Source organism: Nocardioides sp. Soil_C_8, from assembly GCF_057656315.1.
The window spans coordinates 295,555-315,384 of the sequence record NZ_JBDGKQ010000001.1; the positions used below are offsets into that span (position 1 = coordinate 295,555).

General features: G+C 72.9%; 17 protein-coding genes and 1 pseudogene. 5 read left to right on the plus strand and 13 right to left on the minus strand.

Annotation, left to right across the window (positions count from 1 at the left end; translation table 11 throughout):
• Positions 1–12: 12 nt before the first annotated feature.
• From AC3A3L_RS01550 to AC3A3L_RS01565, 4 genes and pseudogenes are all read right to left on the minus strand, one after another.
• Positions 13–180 (minus strand): hypothetical protein, encoded by a 168-nt coding sequence (locus AC3A3L_RS01550; protein ID WP_487638272.1) that lies wholly within the window; start codon positions 178–180, stop codon positions 13–15.
• A gap of 125 nt (positions 181–305) precedes the next feature.
• Positions 306–506: pseudogene (locus AC3A3L_RS01555) on the minus strand (hypothetical protein); the annotation flags it as partial.
• Between the two features lie 41 nt (positions 507–547).
• Positions 548–928 (minus strand): WhiB family transcriptional regulator, encoded by a 381-nt coding sequence (locus tag AC3A3L_RS01560; protein WP_487638273.1) that lies wholly within the window; start codon positions 926–928, stop codon positions 548–550.
• A gap of 489 nt (positions 929–1,417) precedes the next feature.
• Positions 1,418–3,457, minus strand: a complete 2,040-nt coding sequence (locus AC3A3L_RS01565) for an ATP-dependent DNA helicase UvrD2 (RefSeq protein ID WP_487638274.1) — start codon at positions 3,455–3,457, stop codon at positions 1,418–1,420.
• A 94-nt stretch (positions 3,458–3,551) separates the two neighbouring features.
• Here AC3A3L_RS01565 and AC3A3L_RS01570 point away from each other — a divergent pair, with 94 nt between their 5' ends.
• Together AC3A3L_RS01570 and AC3A3L_RS01575 are read left to right on the plus strand one after the other, a co-directional pair.
• Positions 3,552–3,794, plus strand: coding sequence for a mycoredoxin (locus AC3A3L_RS01570; protein ID WP_487638275.1), 243 nt, complete (start codon positions 3,552–3,554; stop codon positions 3,792–3,794).
• Positions 3,795–3,837: 43 nt separating this feature from the next.
• Positions 3,838–4,290 carry a ScoMcrA-related endonuclease gene (locus AC3A3L_RS01575; protein WP_487638276.1) on the plus strand — a complete coding sequence of 151 codons (453 nt, stop codon included), beginning with the start codon at positions 3,838–3,840 and terminating at the stop codon, positions 4,288–4,290.
• A gap of 25 nt (positions 4,291–4,315) precedes the next feature.
• On the opposite strand, the gene nudC is transcribed toward AC3A3L_RS01575, so the two are convergent.
• Positions 4,316–5,239 (minus strand): NAD(+) diphosphatase, encoded by a 924-nt coding sequence (gene nudC / locus AC3A3L_RS01580; protein ID WP_487638277.1) that lies wholly within the window; start codon positions 5,237–5,239, stop codon positions 4,316–4,318.
• Positions 5,240–5,301: 62 nt separating this feature from the next.
• Between nudC and aztD the strand changes: the two genes are divergently transcribed.
• On the plus strand, positions 5,302–6,552 hold the full coding sequence (gene aztD, locus AC3A3L_RS01585; RefSeq protein WP_487638278.1) for a zinc metallochaperone AztD: 1,251 nt from the start codon (positions 5,302–5,304) through the stop codon (positions 6,550–6,552).
• A 27-nt stretch (positions 6,553–6,579) separates the two neighbouring features.
• Positions 6,580–7,287, plus strand: a complete 708-nt coding sequence (deoD, locus tag AC3A3L_RS01590; RefSeq protein ID WP_487638279.1) for a purine-nucleoside phosphorylase — start codon at positions 6,580–6,582, stop codon at positions 7,285–7,287.
• 185 nt (positions 7,288–7,472) lie between these two features.
• Here deoD and AC3A3L_RS01595 read toward each other — a convergent pair whose 3' ends face one another.
• From AC3A3L_RS01595 to AC3A3L_RS01610, 4 genes are all read right to left on the minus strand, one after another.
• Positions 7,473–10,712 carry an ATP-dependent helicase gene (locus AC3A3L_RS01595; protein ID WP_487638280.1) on the minus strand — a complete coding sequence of 1,080 codons (3,240 nt, stop codon included), beginning with the start codon at positions 10,710–10,712 and terminating at the stop codon, positions 7,473–7,475.
• Positions 10,709–13,939, minus strand: a complete 3,231-nt coding sequence (locus AC3A3L_RS01600) for an ATP-dependent helicase (protein ID WP_487638281.1) — start codon at positions 13,937–13,939, stop codon at positions 10,709–10,711. Before AC3A3L_RS01600 ends, AC3A3L_RS01595 begins: the two co-directional genes overlap by 4 nt.
• 78 nt (positions 13,940–14,017) lie before the next feature.
• Entirely contained in the window at positions 14,018–15,136 is a 1,119-nt protein-coding gene (bar, locus tag AC3A3L_RS01605) for a barbiturase (protein ID WP_487638282.1), read from the minus strand.
• Between the two features lie 35 nt (positions 15,137–15,171).
• Complete coding sequence (locus AC3A3L_RS01610) at positions 15,172–16,107, minus strand: carbamate kinase (protein ID WP_487638283.1); 936 nt, start codon at positions 16,105–16,107, stop codon at positions 15,172–15,174.
• Between the two features lie 114 nt (positions 16,108–16,221).
• Here AC3A3L_RS01610 and AC3A3L_RS01615 point away from each other — a divergent pair, with 114 nt between their 5' ends.
• Positions 16,222–16,710, plus strand: coding sequence for an AAA family ATPase (locus AC3A3L_RS01615; RefSeq protein WP_487638284.1), 489 nt, complete (start codon positions 16,222–16,224; stop codon positions 16,708–16,710).
• On the opposite strand, the gene AC3A3L_RS01620 is transcribed toward AC3A3L_RS01615, so the two are convergent.
• The 4 genes from AC3A3L_RS01620 to AC3A3L_RS01635 are packed head-to-tail and all read right to left on the minus strand — an operon-like array spanning position 16,707 to position 19,781.
• A complete protein-coding gene (locus AC3A3L_RS01620) occupies positions 16,707–17,435 on the minus strand; it encodes an SDR family oxidoreductase (protein ID WP_487638285.1) in 729 nt (242 codons plus the stop codon). The two genes, AC3A3L_RS01615 and AC3A3L_RS01620, sit on opposite strands and share 4 nt — an antisense overlap.
• Positions 17,436–17,449: 14 nt before the next feature.
• Positions 17,450–18,742 carry an ArsB/NhaD family transporter gene (locus AC3A3L_RS01625; RefSeq protein ID WP_487638286.1) on the minus strand — a complete coding sequence of 431 codons (1,293 nt, stop codon included), beginning with the start codon at positions 18,740–18,742 and terminating at the stop codon, positions 17,450–17,452.
• Positions 18,739–19,236 (minus strand): TrkA C-terminal domain-containing protein, encoded by a 498-nt coding sequence (locus AC3A3L_RS01630; RefSeq protein WP_487638287.1) that lies wholly within the window; start codon positions 19,234–19,236, stop codon positions 18,739–18,741. Before AC3A3L_RS01630 ends, AC3A3L_RS01625 begins: the two co-directional genes overlap by 4 nt.
• Positions 19,233–19,781 carry an SPFH domain-containing protein gene (locus tag AC3A3L_RS01635; protein ID WP_487638288.1) on the minus strand — a complete coding sequence of 183 codons (549 nt, stop codon included), beginning with the start codon at positions 19,779–19,781 and terminating at the stop codon, positions 19,233–19,235. Before AC3A3L_RS01635 ends, AC3A3L_RS01630 begins: the two co-directional genes overlap by 4 nt.
• Positions 19,782–19,830 lie beyond the last annotated feature (49 nt).

Genomic DNA, 19,830 nt, shown 5'->3' on the forward strand with positions numbered 1-19,830 from the left:
CCGGCCGGGCAGTCACCACCACTCGCTGTCGAGCTTGCTCTCCATCGCCCGCAGGTGGGTGCGCGAGCAGGTGTCGCAGAAGGCGCGCCGCCGGCCGTTCTCGACCGCGGTGGTCCAGGTGAGGGTCTCGGCCTCCGGGGCCTGGGTGCCGCAGAAGTCGCACGTCACGAGGTCGCTCACGCCTCGAGGCTACTCCCGTGAGCGTGCCCGGACGTGCCACGAGCCGGTACGTCGTCACCGTGACGACGTACCGGCTCGTGATGTGTTCACCCGCGATCAGGGTGAGCCTCCCCCGGAGGGGAAGATCAGATCGCGCGAGCGAGGGCGAGACGCGCCTGCTGCGCGGCCTGCTCGGCCTTGCGGCTCATGCGACGGGCCAGGGCCATCTGGTGGCCGCGTCGCAGTTCGTGCGCCTCTCCCAGGCGCGCGGTCATTTGCGCGCGTGCGAGTTCTTCATGCATGAGATTCATGTCGTGCCGTCCATTTCGGTAGGTCTTCATCGGTGGTTGTTCCTGTACTTCCTCGGAGGTGACTGAGCGGTGGCGCCTTACGCGGCGGCCCCGTCCTTCTGGTTCTGGCCGGCCTGAGTGGCGACCTGCTCGGACTTGCGGGGCCGGCCTCGCGGCCGCTTGCGCGGGATCACCACGCCCTGGAGGAAGAGCTCGCCTCCCCAGACGCCCCACGGCTCACGCCGCTCGAGGGCTCCGTCGAGGCACAGCGCCTGCACGGGGCAGTCGATGCAGAGGGCCTTGGCGTGCTCCACGTCCGTGGGGGACTCGGCAAACCACAGCTCTGCGTCGTTGACGCGGCAGGGCAGCAACTCCTCATCCACTCCGGCAGCTGCGTCGTGCAGGGCTCCGAGCGGGGCCTGGGGCTCCACCTCGGTCGCGTCGGCAGCTCGGTTGCGGTCGAGAACGCTGATGGTCATGTGTTCACCTCCTTCTCCTGACCTGATCGCGGTGTTGTGACTCACTGGACAAACAGAAAGGCCGCGGATCCCGGGTGTCGGGTTCCGCGGCCTGGAGGCTGCCGATGCGAGTTTCGTCAACTCGTCGGTGGACTCCAGGCTGGAAGACCCGGGAAGACGCCCTTGATGCGCTCGATGGACACAGCGGTCCCCTGGAGCGCAGCTGCGCCATCGACACCGAGGACGCGCACATCAGTGGCGCAGCGGTGGCCGGCAGCGGGCATGCCGAAGGACGGCGTCCAAGCCGTCATCGTCATCGTGTAGTTCTCCATGGGGGCCACCTCCTTCGGGGCGTCGGGCGCGGATCGTTGTCAGCGATCCCATGCGCGGGGTTGTTGTGAAGGGAACGTTAGACCCCTCACATCGTCAGGGGCAAACCATTTAATGGGTATTACCGAGATTTCTTTTTTCGGACCGCCCGGGGCTGCCTCCCGGCACGCTCCGGCACGCTTAGGTGCGGGCCTGGGCGACCAGCGCGAGCACCTCGTCGCCGTACTTGGCGATCTTGCTCGGCCCGACGCCGCTGATCTTGCGCAGGCCCTTCTCGTCGGTGGGGACGTGCTCGGCGATGAGCTGCAGGGTCGCGTCGGTGAAGACGACGAACGCCGGGACGCTGTCCTCTGCGGACCGAGCTAGGCGCCACTCGCGCAGCCGCTCGAACAGCGCCTCGTCGTAGGACGCCGGGCAGTCCGCGCAGCGACCGGTCTTCTTCTCCACCGACGTCGACAGGGCCTTGCCGCACTCGCGACAGTGCATCGCGGCGCGGTTGCGCCGGGTGCGCTCACGCCGCTGGGCGGACACGCCGGGCACGCCGTCGAGCAGCGGCGCGAGGAACGGCGAGCTGCCGCGCGTCGAGCGGCCGCCCGGTTCGCGGGCGGTTGCCCACGACACGCTGAGCTCGTCACGGGCGCGGGTCATCGCGACGTAGAGGAGGCGGCGCTCCTCCTCGATCTCGGCCGGGGTCTGCGCCTGCGAGATCGGCATCATCTTGTCGTGCATGCCGGCCACGAAGACGGCGTCCCACTCCAGGCCCTTGGCGGAGTGGATGGTCGCGAGGGTGACGGCGTCGGCCACCGGTGCGTGCTGCTCGCTCGCCCGCCGGTCGAGGTCGTCGACGAAGTCGCCGACGCCCGCCTCCGGTCGCTCGCGGCCGAAGTCGGCAGCCAGGTCCACGAGCGCCTGGAGGGACTCCCACCTGTTGCGGACCTCTCCCCTGCCCTCGGGCGGCTCGGTGGAGTGGCCCATCTGCGAGAGCACGGCGACGACCGCGTCGGCGGCCGGCCCCGACGCCTCGCCGGAGCGGGCCGCACCCCGGACCAGGGTGATCGCCTGCCGCACCTCGGGGCGGTCGAAGAACCGCGCGGCACCGCGTACGACGTAGGGGATCCCGCGAGCCGCGAGCGCCTCCTCGAACCGCTCGGACTGCGCGTTGATGCGCAGCAGCACGGCCACCCGGCTCGCGGGAGTGCCCGAGGCACGCAGCGCCGCCACCCGGTCGGCGACCGCCTCGGCCTCGGCGACCTCGTCGGTGGCCTCGCGCCAGGTGATGCGGGCGCCGGCCGGACGCTGCGCGACCAGGTCCACACCCTTGCTCGGCGTGCCGTCGAGGAGCCGGTTGGCCGCGGAGACGACCTCCGGGGTCGAGCGGTAGTTGCGCACCAGCTCGACGCTCGTCGCGGACGGGAAGGCTTTCGTGAAGTCGCGCAGGTAGCGGGCGTCGGCGCCGGCGAACGAGTAGATCGTCTGGGCCGGGTCGCCGACGACGCACAGCTCGTCGCGACCACCGAGCCACAGGTCGAGGAGGGCGTGCTGCAGGGGCGAGACGTCCTGGAACTCGTCGACGACGAACCACTTGTACTGGCGGCGGACCTGGGCGGCCACGGCCTCGTTGTCGGCGAGGAGGCCGGCACCGAGGAGCAGCACGTCCTCCATGTCCATCCGGCCCTGGCCGCGCTTGACCTCCTCGTAGGCGTCGAAGGCCCGCGCGACGACCTCGGGGTCGAGGCCTGAGACCGCTCGGGCGCGGGTGCGGGCGATCGCGGGGTAGGTGTCGGGGCCGACGTTGGAGACCTTGGCCCACTCGATCTCGCTGGCGAGGTCGCGCAGGGTGGCCTGGTCGACGCCGAGTCGCTGGCGGCGCGCGGCGAGCGCGAGCATGCCCAGCTTGGACTCGACGAGCTCGGGCAGCTCGCGCTGGTGGACCCGCGGCCAGAAGAACCGCAGCTGCCGCAACGCTGCGGAGTGGAACGTCCGTGCCTGGACACCCGGCGCGCCGAGGGCACGCAGCCGCTCGCGCATCTCGCCCGCCGCACGGGTGGTGAACGACAGCGCGAGCACCTCGGTCGGCGCGTAGACCCCTTGGGCGACGCCGTGGGCGATGCGGTGGGTGACCGCGCGGGTCTTGCCGGTGCCGGCGCCGGCCAGCACGCGCACCGGCCCGCGCAGCGCCTCGGCGACCTGTCGCTGCTCGGGGTCGAGCGCTTCGAGCAACGGAACAACTCCTGCGGCGTCGTGGTTGGGACCGGAGAGGGTGGCCGACCACCCTCGTCGTCAAACCCTAGACGCCGGAGGGGACACTCGATCCATGACCTTCACGATGTTCACCACGCCGTGGTGCGGCTACTGCCACCGCCTCAAGAGCCAGCTCGACCGCGAGGGCATCCCGTTCTCGATGGTCGACATCGAGCAGGAGCCGGACGCCGCCCTGACCGTCGAGCAGGCCAACGGCGGCAACCAGACCGTGCCCACCCTCCTCTTCTCCGACGGCAGCACGCTGACGAACCCGTCGGTGGCGCAGGTCAAGGAGAAGCTGGCCGCGATCTCGTGATGCTGGCGTGGAGCCCGATCCGCGCCGGGGTTAGCCTGACGTCGTGTCACTGCTGAACTCGATCGACCGCCCCCACGTCCTCACCGCGATCGAGACGTGGGACAGGGCGGGTGGCGCCAACTACATGCTCGTGCGCGGCGGGGTCTCGACCCACGTGCTCCTGCACGGCGGTCGCGAGTACGACGCCGCGGCGATCATGGGCATCGCCCACGGGCTGGCCACCGGGCGGACGCTGACCCCTGCCGACGTCCCCGGCGGCGGGGCGGGCGCCAGCAAGGCGCTGACCCGTCTCGGCTTCCAGATCCGCGACGACTCACCCCCGACGGAGCGGGTGCCGGGCACCCGCTCGCGCACCCCGCGCACGTCGTCGGCGCCGCCCCGATCGTCCCGCACCTCGACGCCCCGCCGCGTCGCCGCGACCGACAAGCCGGTCAACCTGTGCCCGCGGTGCTTCATCGCCCTGCCCGCGACCGGCATCTGCGACAACTGCGACTGACCAGCGGGGACGGAGGCACTGACCCTCAGCCCCAGCCGGGGCCGTCGAGCGGGCGGCCGAACCAGCTCTCGATGAGCGAGGACGAGATCGAGATGCCGCGCGGGACGACGAGCTCGCCCGACCGGCCGGCGGCCTCGAAGTCGGTGCGCGTCCACCACCGCGCCTCCTCGATCTCCGCGCCGTCGACGTCGATCTCGGTCGTGAGGGCCCGACCGGTGAAGCCGAGCATCAGGCTCGCGGGGAGCGGCCACGGCTGGCTGCCGAAGTAGGCGACCTCCCCGACCCGTACGCCGACCTCCTCGTGCACCTCGCGGCGCACGGCGTCCTCGAGCGTCTCCCCCGGCTCGCAGAACCCGGCGAGCGTGGACCAGCGCCCGGCCGGCCAGGCGGCGTTGCGACCGAGCAGGATCGCCTCGTCCTCGCCGTCGCCGTGCGTGATCGCCATGATCACGGCCGGGTCGGTGCGCGGGAACTGGGCACGGTCGCACTGCGTGCACCGCAGCTCGTGGCCCGCCGCCCGGCTCACGAGGGTGCCGCCGCAGCGCGGGCAGAACCGGGTGGCGTGGTGCCACTCGGCCAGACCGATCGCGTGCATGACCAGCGGCGCCTGCTGCGGGCTGCCCTCGGCGAGCAGGGTCAGCACGGAGCGCAGCGGCACCCACTCCTCCGCCCCGCCGGGAGCCTCCTCCGGTGGAACGAGGACGGCCAGGTGCACGACGCCGTCGCTGTCGCCCAGCAGCACGGGCGTGCCGTCCGGCGCCTCGTCGGGCCGCACCCACTGCACCGCGCCGTCGACCGGGCGGAGCCGGTTGCCGGCGACGACCAGCACCCGGGTCGACGGGTCGGCCAGCTGCTCGGCGAGCCACGCCGCGTCGGTGCGCCGGAGCCCCATCCGGTTGTGCGCATGGGCGGAGAGGGCGACGTGCGGGAGGAGGCGTTCGGGGCTCACCGCGTCAGGCTAGCGCCGTACCTCTTTGACAATGGTTCTCATCTGTGTTGAGAATCATTCTCATGAAGCGACTTCGTCCCCACGTCCTGCTCGCCACCCTCGTCGTGCTGGCAGCCACTGCCTGCGGCACCGCGACCGATCCCGCCCCGCCCGACTCCGAGTCCGACGCCACCGACGCCACCGATGCCCCGGAGGCCGCGCGCGCGGGCACCGAGGCAGCCGCCGCGGCCCCGCGCCTGGCCCTCACCCACGACGGAGGTGTGATGGTCGTCGACGTCACCAGCGGTGAGGTGGTCGCCGACGAGCCGATGGAGGGATTCGTCCGCGTCTCGCCGGCCGGCGACGGCCGCCACGCGCTGGTGAGCGGCACCCTGGGGTGGCACGTCCTCGACCTCGGGTCGTGGGGGCACGAGCACGGTGACCACGCGCACCACTACACCGGCGAGCCCGGCCTGACCGGCGCGCTCGTCGAGGCCGCGGAGGCCGGGCACGTCGTCGCCCACGACGGCATCACGACGCTCTTCGACGACGGCACCGGCACGATCACCGTGCTCGACCCCGACGACCTGGCCGACGGCCCGCCGCCGGTGACGACGGAGGCGGCCGACGAGGCCCACCACGGGGTCGCCGTACGCCTCGTGGACCGCAACCTGCTGGTGACCGTCGGGGACGAGGAGTCCCGCTCGGGCGTCCGGCTGGTCAGCCCGTCCGGGGCGGTGCTCGCCGAGACCGACGAGTGCCCCGGCGTGCACGGCGAGGCCTTCGCCGAGGACGTCGCCGTCCTCGGCTGCGAGGACGGAGCCGTCCTGGTCGACGGCCGCGAGATGACCAAGGTGGCCAGCCCGGACGCGTACGGCCGGATCGGCAACCAGGCAGGATCGGAGGTCTCCCCCGTCCTGCTCGGCGACTACAAGACCGACCCCGACGCCGAGCTGGAGCGGCCCACCCGCGTGGCGCTGGTGGACACCCGCGACGCGTCCATCCGCCTGGTGGACCTCGGCACCAGCTACAGCTTCCGCTCGCTCGGACGCGGACCCGAGGGCGAGGCGCTCGTGCTGGGGACCGACGGCGCGATCCACGTCATCGACCCCGAGACCGGCAAGGAGACGGACGCGATCGACGTCGTCGGCCGCTGGCGCGAGCCGCTCGACTGGCAGCAGCCCCGGCCGGCCCTCCACGTCGTCGGCGCGACGGCGTACGTCACCGACCCGCGCCGCGACCGCGTGCACGTCGTGGACCTCGACCGCGGACGGACCACGTCGACCCTGGACCTGCCGCACACGCCCAACGAGATCGTGGCCAACGCCGGCTGAGCCCTTCGAGTCCCTAGGCTGGGCGCCGTGAGCACGCACATCGGCGCCCAGCCCGGCGACATCGCCCCCACCGTCCTGCTGCCCGGTGACCCCCTGCGGGCGAGGTGGATCGCGCAGACGTTCCTCGACGACGCCCGCTGCTACAGCGAGGTGCGCGGGATGTACGGCTTCACGGGCACCTGGAACGGGCACCCGGTCTCCGTCCAGGGCTCGGGCATGGGCCAGCCCTCGATGGCCATCTACGTCAACGAGCTGTTCACCGACTACGACGTGCAGTCGATCATCCGCGTCGGATCGTGCGGTGCCGTCACCGACCGCGTCGGGGTGCGCGACATCCTCATCGCCTCCGGCGCGTGCACCGACTCGTCGATGAACCGGATCGCCTTCCACGGCATCGACTACGCCCCCGTCGCCGACTTCGGCCTGCTGCGCGGTGCGGTCGAGGCGGCCGAGGCACGCGACGGCTCGCCCTTCCACGTCGGCCTGATCTTCTCCAGCGACTCGTTCTACCCGGCCCGGCCCGAGCTCCTCGGCGAGATGGTGAAGTACGGCGTGCTCGGCGTCGAGATGGAGGCCAGCGCGCTCTACACCCTCGCCGCCAAGCATGGCCGCCGCGCGCTCGCGATCTGCACCGTGTCCGACCACATCGTCACCGGCGAGGAGACCACCTCCCACGAGCGCGAGCAGACCTTCGGCGAGATGGTCGAGATCGCGCTCACCGCCGCGCTCGGCTGACCTGTACGACGCGCCGGCGGGCGGTGCGTGAGACATGTTCTGCGCACCGAAAAGGTGTCTCACCCACCGCTCGAACGTCGGGCGGTGCGGGAGCCACATTCGGGCACCTCGGAATGTGGCTGGGCCACCGCTCCCCTGCGTGCCGCCGTACGACACGGCCGCTGGCAGACGCACCGCTCCCGCGGTCAGACGTCGGTGACGAGCTTCTCGAGGGCGGGGCGGTCGGGGAGGTCGTCGAGGTGGACGGTGCGACCGGTGCGGACGTAGTGGAAGGCAGCCCGGACCCGGTCGAGGGGTGTGCCGGTGAGCTCGGACCAGGCGAGGCGGTAGAGGGCGAGCTGGAGCGGATCGGCGGTCTCGTGGCGGCTGGTCTTCCAGTCGACGACGAGATAGCCGTCGCCGTCGGTCGAGGGTTCGGCGTAGACCGCGTCGATCCGGCCGCGGACCACCTGTCCGCCCAGGACGAGGGCGAAGGGCGCCTCGACGGCGTGGGGAGCGCGGTCGCCGAAGGGGCCGTCCTCGAAGCGCTTCACGACCTCGCCGAGGTCGGCCTCGTCGTCGATGCCGGCGTCGGCGCGGCCGGGGAGCTCGTCGGGCTCGATGAGCGCCTGCTGGCCGAAGCGGTCCTCGACCCACGCGTGGAACGCCGTACCGAACCGGGCGGCGGGTGCGGGGGGTCGGGGCATCGGGCGTGCGAGGTCGCGGGCGAACGCCTCGGGGTCGTCGCGCAGCCGCGCCAGCGAGGTGGCCGAGAGGCTGCTCGGCAGCGGCAGGTCGATCGACGTCGACCGCTCGGCGCGGGCCTCGGTGATCAGCTGCGCGAGGTCGTCGTCCCACTCGGCGACCTGCGCGGCCTCGACCATGTCGAGGCCCTCGTCCGGCGCCGTGGGGTCGATCGAGCGGACCAGGTCGGCGGCCGCGAGCCGGCGCGCCGCCTCCTCCCCCGGGCCGGGCACCGGCCACGGCTTCGATGGGTCGATGTCGTCGTTGGGGTTGGGCGACCTGGGTGCCGGCTTCTCGATCCAGTGCTCGACCGGCTCGCCCCACTCCTCGAGCTGCTCGCGCACGACGCGTTGGTAGTCGGACGGCCCGAACGGCGTCGCCCGCTGGCCCCAGACGTAGGAGGTGACGGCGAGGTGGTGGGCCGCGCGGGTGTAGGCGACGTAGCCGAGGCGGAGCTCCTCCTCGGCATCGTGGGCCTTCGTGGCCGCGCGGTAGGCGTCGAGTGCGGCCTTGTCGTGGCCGGCGAGCTGGGGCTGGTCGGCACGGTCGCCGCGCAGCGGCGCGGGCAGCACCGCGGGGGACGACGTCCAGAGCGTGCGGGAGCGGTTGCTCGGGAAGCGCGTCTCCCCCACCCCGACGCAGAAGACCGACGACCACTCGAGGCCCTTGGCGCGGTGGACCGTCAGCAGCTTGACCGAGTCGGCCGCGGTGGGCGTGGCCACGTCGAGGCCGTTGCCCTGGTCGTCCTCGGCGGTCAGGTAGGCCAGGAGGGCGGGCAGGGTGACGTCGCCGTCGACGGACTGGAACTCCGCGACCGCCTTCACGAAGAGGTCGAGGTTGTCGCGGCGTGCGGCCGCCGCGGGCGACGTCGCCGACGCGAGCTCGACGTCGACGCCTGTGGTGTCGATGATCCGGCGCACCACGTCGAGCAGGGGGTCGCCGACGTGGGTGCGCAGCCGGCGCAGCTCGGCAGCGAGGAGGGCGAACCGGTCGAGCGCCTCGGGTGAGTACGCCGCCTCGCCGGGCGCCTCGACGGCGTCGCTCAGGGCGGGCAGCTCGGACGCGTCGATGCCGTCGGCGATCTGGAGCAGCTGGTCGGCGACCGTCGCGGCCTCCTTGCGACCGCGGACGCCCGCGATCTCCGCGGCCCGCAGCGCGAGCAGCCGCAGGTCACGCGGGCCGATCGCCCAGCGCGGGCCGGTGAGCAGCGTGAGCATCGAGGCGTTGGCCGTGACGTCGTGGAGCAGGGTCAGCGTGGCGACCACTTCCGCGACCTCGGGCAGCCGGATCAGGCCGGAGAGGCCGACGATCTCGACCGGGATGCCCGCGGACGTGAGGGTGTCGTAGACCTCCTCGCCCTGAGCGTTGTCGCGGCTCAGCACACCGATGTCGGACCAGTCGGTGCCGGCGGCGTGGGCCTCCTTCACCGCGTCGGCGAGCCAGGCGAGCTCGTCGATCGCCCGCTCGTGGACCCGGGTCTCGACGCGTCCCTGCTCCGCGATCTCGGCGGGGCGGAGCTTGGCGACCTTGTCGCCGTAGGCGTCGAGGAGCGGCTGCGCGAGGCGGTTGGCGACCTCGAGGATGCGTCGGTCGGAGCGCCGGTTGACCGTCAGCGGCAGCCGGCCGGCCTCGCCGTCGGCGGCCGGGAAGGTCCCCGCGAAGTTGAGGATGTTGGACACCGACGCGCCGCGCCAGCCGTAGATCGCCTGGTTGGGGTCGCCGACCGCCATCACCGGGTGGCCGAGGCCGTGGTCGGCGTCGGGGCCGGAGAACAGCCGGGCGAGCATCGTCGCCTGGGCGACCGAGGTGTCCTGGTATTCGTCGAGCAGCACGACCTTGAAGCGTGCCCGCTCGAGCTCGCCCACCTCGGGCTGGTCGTCGACGAGGCGGGCGGCGAGGGCGATCTGGTCGCCGAAGTCCATCAGGCCGAGGTCGGCCTTGAGCCTGCGGTAGCCGGTGACGAGCTGGAGCAGCTCGGCACGGCGGTCGATCGCGTTGATCGCCTTGGCGGGCGGCTCGAGGTAGGTCTTGCGCCCCTTGCCGGACTGCTCCTCGGCGATCGCGCGCTCGAACCCTCGCCGCGCCTCCTCGTCCGTGCGACGTACGTCGTCCGCGCTGACGAGGTGCTCGCTCATCGCGCCGTCGAGGGCGAGGAGGTTCTGGATGGCGGTCGCGGGGTGGTCGGTCAGCAGCTCGATGTGGCCCGTGAACCGCTCGATGACGCGGGCGCCGAGCTGGTAGCGGGAGGCGTCCGAGACGACCCGGGTGTCGGGCTCGTGGCCGATCCGGAGGCCGTGGTCGGTGAGGAGGTTCGCGGCGTAGGCGTGGTAGGTCGCGACGGTCGGCTCGAGGACGTCCTCGCCCTCCGCGACGACCGAGCGGTCGAGCAGCCCGGCGTCACCGAGCGCCTTGGTGACACGCTGGCGGAGCTCTGCGGCCGCCTTAGTCGTGAAGGTCAGGCCGAGGACCTCCTCGGGACGGACCTTGCCCGTCGCGACCAGCCAGACGACGCGCTGGGCCATGAGGGTGGTCTTGCCGCTGCCGGCGCCCGCGACCACGACGGTCGGCCGCAGGGGCGCGGTGATCGCGGCCCACTGCTCGTCGCTGGCGGCGTGCGTGGCCTTCATCAGGACCCGGAGGTCCTCGGGGGTGTCGAGCCGGACCGGCTCGAAGGTCCGCTCGGGAGGGGTCTGCTCGGTCACTGGACGGTCACGCTCCCGGCGCCCTTGGCCGGGCAGATGGCCACGAACGGGCAGTCGCGGCAGTGCGGTCCGGCCGTCGCCGGGAAGTTCTCGGCGCGGACGAGCGCCGCCGCGCGCGCCAGGCCCTCCCGCAGGACGGTGCGCTCGGGGCCGTCGACGGCGTGCGCGGGCTGGCCCTGCACCTTGGCGCTCGAGGAGTCGTCGTCGATGCCGAGCTGCACCAGCTCGGCGCCCCCGGAGGCGACGGAGCGGCCGGCGGCCTCGTCGAGCGCGCCGGCGTCGACGGCGTACTGGTAGAGGGCGAGCTGGAGGTTGCCCGCCACGGAGGGGCCCGACGGTGCGGTGCGGGCGCTCTTGAAGTCGACGACGACCACCCGGCCGGCGTCGTCGACCTCGAGCCGGTCGGCGAAGCCGGTGAGCATCACCGGCCGGCCGTCGACGTCGACGGTGCTCTGGAAGCGCTGCTCGGCGCCCAGGACCTCGCGCGGGTTGTCGAGGTGCCACTGGACGAACCGGCCGACGGCCTTGCGGATGCGGGCGAGCTCGCGCTGGCGCGACCACGGCGTGCGGAAGGCGAGCCGGTCCCAGACCGCCTCGACCTCGGCCATCAGCGGCCCGACCTCCGCGGGCAGCTCGCCGACGGCGACCCGCTCGGCGAGCGCGTGGAGGATCTGGCCGAGGTTGGCCGACTGGTGCACGGCCGAGACGCCGCCGGCCTCCCGCTCGAAGAACCACTGCGCCGGACACAGCAGGATCGAGTCGAGCATGCTCGCCGAGATCGGCACCGGCCGCTCGGGGTCACGGATCGGCTCGACGGACCGTGAGGCGCTCCGGGTGCCCCACCACGTCGAGGGGTCGGCGGTCGGGACGAGCTGGCGGCCGTCGACCTCCTCGGCGGCGAGCGCGGCGAGTCGCCGGGCGGCCGCCTCGCGGAGGGCCGGCGAGACCGACGGGTCGGCGGCGTGCCGCCTGAGCTCGGCGACGAGGCCGCCGAGCGACAGGGGCCGTGGCGGCCGGCCGTCCTGGTGGTCGATCGTCACGCCGAGCTCCTCCAGGAAGCGCGAGGGCTGCTCGCCGTCGTCGTCGGGCGACCGGACGGCGGTCACGACCAGCCGGCGTCGGGCGCGGGTGCAGGCGACGTAGAAGAGGCGGCGCTCCTCCATGAGCAGCGCGCGGGCGGTGACCGGCGGGACCAGGTCGGGATGGCCCGAGGCGTCGACCCCGATCCGGTCGGCGCCGAGCAGGGTCGTGCGGCGGCGCAGGTCGGGCCAGCCCTCCTGCTGGACGTGGGCGACCACGACGAGGTCCCACTCGAGGCCCTTGGAGCGGTGGGCGGTGAGCAGCCGGACGGCCTTGCCGCGGACGCCCTGCTCGGCGAGCGTGTCGGCGGGCAGCTGCTGCTCGACCACGTTGGAGAAGAAGGCCTGGACGCCGATGTGCTCGCGCTGGTCGACCACGCGCGAGGCCAGGTCGAAGAGCGCGACGATCGCGTCGAGGTCGCGGTGGGCCCGCCGCGCACCCGCTCCCCCGAGGTCAACCTGCCGGCGCAGCCGCTGCGGCCACGACGTCTCGGACCAGAAGTGCCAGAGCACGTCCTCGACGCTCGACTTGTCGGCGAGCATCGTCGCACCGGAGCGCAGGAGCGAGGCAAGGGCGACGGCGCGCTCGACGTCGGGACCCTCGATCCCGTCGAGGAAGCCGTCCTCGACCACAGCGAGACGGAGCAGCTCGCGGCTGGTGCGCCGGGCGGTCGCGTCGGACAGCTCCTTCTCACGCGTGCGGAGGCGGCGGACGAGGGCCCGCAGGTCGGAGGCGTCGAGCCCGCCGAGCGGCGAGAGCAGCAGGGACTCGATCCGTCCCGGGTCGAGGAAACCCGGCGAGTCGGGATCGTCGTTGTCGAGGTTGACCACCGCGCGCAGGGCGTCGAGCAGCGGCACCACGGCCGGGTCGTGGACAAGCGGCAGGTCGTCAGAGGCCACCTCGACGGGCACGCCCGCGGCGGCCAGCGCGCGACGCAGCGGCGGGATGCTCGCCCGGCCGGACCGGACGAGGACCGCCATCCGGTCCCACGCGATGTCGTCCTCGAGGTGGGCCCGGCGCAGCAGGTCGGCCAGCCGCTCGGCCTCCGCGCGCTCGGTGTCGTAGGTGACCACCTCGACGCGACCGTCGCCCTGCGGACCGGGCACGGCCTCGGGCGAGAGGAACGCCTCGCGCGCCTCCGGGGAGATGCTGCCGGTCAGCGTCAGCCGGCTCGCCACGCGACCGGCGCCCAGCAGGATGCGCGGCCCGAACCGACGGGTGCGCTGGAGCACCACGACCGGGGCCGGCGCGCCGGCGCTGGTCGGGAAGCTCGCCGGGAAGTCGAGGATGCCGCGCACGTCGGCCCCGCGGAACCCGTAGATCGACTGGTGCGGGTCGCCGACGACGGTGAGGTCGCGACCGTCGCCCGCGATCGCGCGCAGCAGCGCGACCTGGCCCGGGTCGGTGTCCTGGTACTCATCCACGAACACGTGCGCGTAGCGGGCCCGCAGCTCGTCGCGGTGGGCCTCGGCCTCGATCACCGCGCGGCGGATGAGGTCGGCGTAGTCGGTGGCGCCGAGGTTGTCGAGGACGGTGAGGTACTGCTCGAGGAACAACCCGGCCGCGATGAGCTCGGGCAGGTCGTGCTCGATGCCGAGCGCGCGGAGGCCGGCCGGGTCGAGGCCCTTCTCCCGGGCGCGGGCCAGCACGGCCTGCACCTCCCGGACGAAGCCGCGGGTGCCGACGGCGCGGCGGAGCGCCTCGGGCCAGACGACGGACTCCGGGTTGTCGCGGAGCAGCTCGCGCAGCACGACGTCGGCCTCGGGGGCGGACAGCAGCCGGATGGCGCCCTCGTAGAGCTCGGCGGGCGCGTACTTGCGCACGAGCGCGTAGGCGAAGGAGTGGAACGTCGAGCACGCGGCGGCGGACGTCGTGCGGGCGACGCGGGCGGTCACCCGGTCGCGCAGCTGCTCGGCGGCCTTGCGGGAGAAGGTGAGGGCGAGCACCGAGTCGGGCGAGGCGCCGCGGTGCTCGATGCGGTCGACGATCGCCTCGACGAGCGTCGTCGTCTTGCCGGTGCCGGGACCGGCGAGCACGAGGAGCGGACCGCCCTCGTGGTCGACCACGCGCTGCTGGTGCTCGTCGAGCTCGGGCACCACGACCGACCGGTCGGGCGCCACCAGCCGGTAGCGGGTCGTCGTACTCATGAGGCACACCCCATCACGCGGGACCGACAGTCTCCTGCCGGCCCCGCGGACGGGGTGTGGAGAAGCCCAGGTGGCAGCTCAGCCCAGGTCGACGATGGCCGCGACGGGGCCGCCGCCCTCGGGGCCCTGGTGCGCGGCGGAGACCGAGACGAAGACCGCCGGGTCGCCGGTGACCGACGCCGTCACGCCGCCGACGCAGGACTTGATCTGGCGGTGCCAGTGCACGTCGGAGTCGTCGAGCATCGCGTTGCGGCGCCCGCGGACCATGCCGTCCTGGCTGGCCTCGCACTTGAGGAAGACGTTGACCAGCTTGCCGTCGAGGTCGCTGGTGCGGGGGCGCTCGGGCAGGTCGAGGCCGGCGGACCGGATCGCCTCCCAGATGCCGTCGGCGTCGAGCGCGTCCTCCATCACGGAGTGGCCGATGCGGTAGCGGCCGCCGACGCCCTTCGCGTTGCCGACGACGACGATCTGCGCCTGGTCGAGCTCGACGCCCGAGGAGCACGACGCGACCGACGAGTAGAGCTCGCGGTTGTGCATGACGTCGGCGTCGGTCGGCATCTCGATCTCGCCGAGGGCGACGGCGATGCCGAGGCCGGTGACGCCGTTGGAGAGGTCCATCGACTCGTGGGTGTGCTCGGTCCAGACCGTCTTGCCGCGCGACTTGGCGTCGCGGATGGTGTGGATGGTGAGCAGCGGGGTCTTCGTCTGGACGTAGTGCACGTCGGCGGGGTCGGTGATCCCGGCGCGCTCCATGGCGACCTTCACGCCCGCGGCGACCTTCTCGATCATCGCGGTGTAGCCGATCTCCTCGGGCAGGATCGCCTCGCTCATCGCGAAGCCCGCGGTCAGCCGCAGCTCCTCGCGCGAGGGGTCGTCCTCGGGGACGTCGGTGGTCGCGAAGATCGTCGCGTGCGGGCTGATGACACCGTCGGTGCCGCCCGACCACACGATCGGGATGCCCTTGACCTGCTCCGGGTCGGCCCCCTTGGAGACCAGCGCCTCGCGGAAGGCACGGTCGGCGATGATGCGCGTGTAGTCGTTGACACCGCCGTTGCCCTCGGTCTTGCCGATGATCGCGAAGACGCGGTCGGCGGCGATGACCCCGTCGTCGACGAGCTTCGTCAGCTCGGAGGCGTCGGCCACGGAGTGGATGGGGACCTTGCGGACCTCGATGGCACTGGGGGTGGCGCTGGACATGTCGGCAGTTCCTCTCGTTGGTGCTGGCTGGGGTGTCAGGCGGGTACGACGACGGTGCCGGCGTCGCCGGCGACGGCCGCGGTGATCTGGTCGAGGCTGGTGATGACGCCGGTGCCTCCGGTGGACTCGACGAAGCGGCAGACCGCGTCGACCTTCGGCCCCATGGAGCCGGAGGCGAAGTGGCCGTCGGCGGCGTGGGATCGCAGCTGCTCGACGGTGATCCGGCCCAGGGGCTCGGCGTCCGGCTCGCCCCAGCGGATCACGGCGTTGGGCACGTCGGTGGCGATGACGAGCACGTCGGCCCCGGTGGTGCGGGCGAGCAGGGCGGCGCCGAGGTCCTTGTCGATGACGGCCTCCACACCTGCGAGCGAGCCGTCGGGACGACGTACGTGCGGGATGCCGCCACCGCCGTTGGCGACCACGACGAAGCCGGCCTCGATGAGGGCCAGCGCGGCCGGGGCGTCGAGGATCTCCTGCGGCTCGGGCGAGGCGACCACGCGACGCCACCCCTTCTCGCCGCGGTCCTCCCAGGTCTCGCCGTGGTCGACGAGCACCTTCGCCTCGGCCTCGGGCAGGTGGCGCCCGATCGGCTTGGTCGGCCGGGCGAAGCCCTCGTCGGCTGCGTCGACCAGGGTGCGGGTGACGAGCGCGGCGCTGCGTCGGTCGATCCCGCGGGAGGCGAGCTCGCGGTCGAGCGCGTCCATCAGGACGAAGCCGAGCGTGGCCTGGGTCTGCGCCCCGCACCAGTCGAGCGGGACCGGGGGCACGACGCCCGCGGCGAGCTCGTTCTTGACCAGGAGGTTGCCGACCTGCGGCCCGTTGCCGTGCGTGATGACGACGTCGTGGTCGTGCTCCAGCAGTCCGGCGACGGCGGCCATCGCCACGCCGGCGGCGGCGATCTGGTCCTCCGGCCTGGCCCGCCCGTCGGCGTTGGTCATGGCGTTTCCGCCGAGTGCGAGCAGGACCCTCATGCGCACACCGTAGTGATCCGGACCACGCCTCCCCATCGGCAACTGTTGTCAGCGTGACGCCGAGAGACGGTCAGGTGTTGCCCATCTCGCGGGGACGGTGTCGATACTGGCCCGGTGGGCATCCAGAACTACCTCGTCGAAGGCGTCTCGGGCGCCGGCAAGACGACCGTGGCCACCGAGCTCGAGCGCCGGGGCCACCACGTGGTGCACGGCGACCGCGTGCTGGCCTACCAGGGCGACCCGGTCAGCGGCGCTCCCTTGCCCGGTCACGTCCACGAGCACCACGTCTGGGACGTCGCCGAGGTGCGACGCATCGTCGCCGACCACTCCGAGCCGCGCACGTTCTTCTGCGGCGGCTCGCGGAACTTCGCCCGCTTCATCGACCTCTTCGACGAGGTCTTCGTGCTGGAGCTGGACCGGTCGACGCTGGTCGAGCGGCTCGCCGCACGACCGCCGGACGAGTGGGGCGGCGATCCCGAGGAGACGGCGATGGTGCTGCGGCTCCACGCGTCGCGGGAGGACATTCCCTCGGTCGGCGTCCCGATCGACTCCACGCGAGCGATCGCCGAGGTGGTCGATGAGATCGAGCGGCTCGCGCGTTAGCGCCCGCCGGCGACGCGCAGCGTCGTGCCGGTGACGTACGACGCCTCGTCCGACAGCAGCCAGGCGACTGCGTTCGCCACCTCGTCGACCTGGCCGGCACGTCCGAGCGGGACGAGCGGCCCGACCCGCTCGATGCGGCCGGGCTCGCCGGCGTCGGCGTGGATCGTGGTCTCGATGATGCCGGGCGCGACGCCGACGACGCGCACGCCGTCCTGCGCGACCTCCTGCGCGAGGCCGATCGTGAGCGCGTCGACGCCGGCCTTGGCGGCCGCGTACTGCACGTACTCGCGCGGCGCGCCGAGCGTCGCGGCGCCCGAGCTGATGTTGACGAGCACGCCGCCGCTGCCGCCGTGGGAGCGTGCCATCGCACGGACCGCGGCCCGGGCCACCAGCAGCGCCGAGGTGAGGTTGAGGTCGACGGTCGCCCGGACGACGTCGGGCGGGGTGTCGGCGAGCGGGCCGATGTGCAGCGTCGCGCCGGCGTTGTTGACCACCCCGGTCAGGTCGCCGGCTGCGGCGAAGAGCGACTCGATGCCGTCGTCGGTGGTGAGGTCGGCGCGCACGGTCGTGCAGTCGACGCCGAGGTCGCCGCAGGCCGCCTGCGTGTGGGCAGCGGCTGCGTCGTCGCGGGCGTAGCCGAGCACGAGGTCGTGGCCGTCGGCAGCGAGGCGGCGGGCGACGGCGGCGCCGATGCCACGGGTGCCGCCGGTGACGAGGGTGCGCATGGGAGGTGTCTACCTCACACGAAGGCGAAGTAGCGGAGGTAGACCCAGCCCCACGCGACGACCAGCGTCATCACCGTCACCTGCACGCCGTACTTGGTGAAGCCCCAGAAGCTGATCGGCTCCCCCGCCTTGGCGGCGATGCCGAGCACGACCACGTTGGCACCGGCCGCGACCGCGGTGGCGTTGCCGCCGAGGTCCGCGCCGAACACGAACGCCCACCACAGCGGGCTGTCGGCGCCGCTCGCCGACGTGGTCGCCACCATCTCCTCGACCACCGGCACCGTCGCCGTCGTGTAGGGGATGTTGTCGACGAACGCACCGATGACGCCCGAGCCGAAGAGCAGCGCTGTCGCGCCGAGCAGCTCGCGGTCACCCATCGCCTCGGCCGCCCACTCGCTGATGGCGCCGATCACCCCGACCTGGACGAGCGCGCCGACCAGCACGAAGAGCGCCATGAAGAACGCGAGGGTGTCCCACTCGACCTCCTCCAGGAACTCCTCGGGCTCGGTGCGGGACACCAGCACCGTCGCACCGGCGCCCATCATCGCGACGACCGACGGGTCGAGGTGCAGGACCGTGTGCAGGCTGAACGCGATCATCACCAGGAACAGCACGACCAGCGAGCGGCGCAGCATCCGGACGTTGGTGATCGCGTCGGCCGGGCGCAGGTCGTCGAGGCCGTGGACGTTGCCCATCCGGGTGAGGTCCTTGCGGAACAGCCACCGCGCCATCAGCACGAACAGCACCAGCAGGATGATCGTCAGCGGCAGCGAGTGCACGAGGAAGTCGGTGAAGCTCAACCCGGCCCGGCTGCCGATGATGATGTTCGGCGGGTCGCCGATGAGCGTCGACATCCCGCCGATGTTGGACGCCAGGATGAGCGAGATGAGGTACGGCGCCGAGGGCAGGTCGAGCCGCCGGCAGACCGACAGCGTGACCGGCGCGACCAGCAGCACGCAGGTGACGTTGTCGAGGATCGGGGCGACCGCGGCTCCGACGAGCACGAGCAGCACGAGGAGCTTGTAGGGGTGCCCGCCCGACTTCTGCGCGGCCCACAGCGCGAGGAACTCGAAGAGCCCGGTCTGCTTGAGCACGCCGACGATGATCATCATCCCGAAGAGCAGGAAGATGACGTTCCAGTCGACGCCCGTGTGCTCCTCGAAGAAGGCCGTCTCGGCGTCGACGAGGCCGATGACGACCATGCCGGCGACGCCGCCGAGGGCAGCGGCGACGCGGTGGACGCGCTCGGTCGCGATGAGGGCGTACGCGACGATGAAGACCGCCAGTGCGGCGGAGGTGAGGATCACGCGGCCCCGGCCTTGCTCCGCCTGTGCACTCCGAAGGCGCGGGCCGACCGCGCGGGGTCGTCCACGTCCTCGGCCCAGCCGGCCAGCCGGCCGTAGCGGCTGACCGAGCGCAGCCGGTCCTCCACCTGCGACACCTGGCCGAGGGCGGCGACGACGAGGACCTGGTCGCCGCAGCGCAGCACCGTGCGCTCATCGGGGACGAGCACCTCCTTCCCGCGCGCGAGGATGGCGACCCCCGACCCGGGTGGCAGCCGCAGCTCACCGACCTCGACGCCCGAGAGCCGGGAGGCGGTTTCGACCTCGAAGCGCAGCAGGACGGCGTCGAGCCGGTCGAGGGTCGCGAAGCCGATCGACACCTTGTGGACGAAGCTGCCCTTCTCCTGCCAGCGGGGCTGTCGCCCGCGCCCGATGGCGAGGCCGACGGCGAAGCCGATGGCGGAGGCGATGAGGGCCACCGACACCGCGACCTCGAGCAGGTAGGGGGGCTCGCTCATGCAGCACCGCCGGTGAGCCGGGCCTCGACCTCGGTGACCGCCAGCGCGGTCGCCTCGGTGCCGACCGGCAGCTGGCGGGTGACCTGGCCGGGCCACCGGGCCTCGAGGGCCTCGAGGTCGTCGACCAGCGACTCCACCTCGAGCTGCTCGACGGCCTGGGCGACGGTCTCCTCGGCCAGGCGCGCGGCCTGCGCCGCGGGGACGTACGCCGTGCCCGGCTCGACTCCACGCACCTGCACCGTGAGGTCCGCGAGCGCGACGACGTCGACGCCGTCGCTGGTCCGCGAGCGCACCACGAGCGGCAGCACGCGCGGCTCCGTCGGCACCGGCTCGAACCGCTCGATGCCCGGCCAGCGGGCGACGAGGCCGGTGCGCCGGACGCGCACGACCTCGCCGCGCCTGACCACCACGACGATCTCGCCCGGCGCCACTCGCCGCACGCACGTCAGCGTGGCGAACAGCAGCCCGGGCCCCGCGATCACCAGCCACACCAACCAGGCAGCCCCGGTCGGGTCGGTGGCGGTGTTCTCGTCCGGCGTGGGCATGCGACGAGTCTTCGCGGAGCGGGTGGTCGCGACCATGGGTGCCTGACCC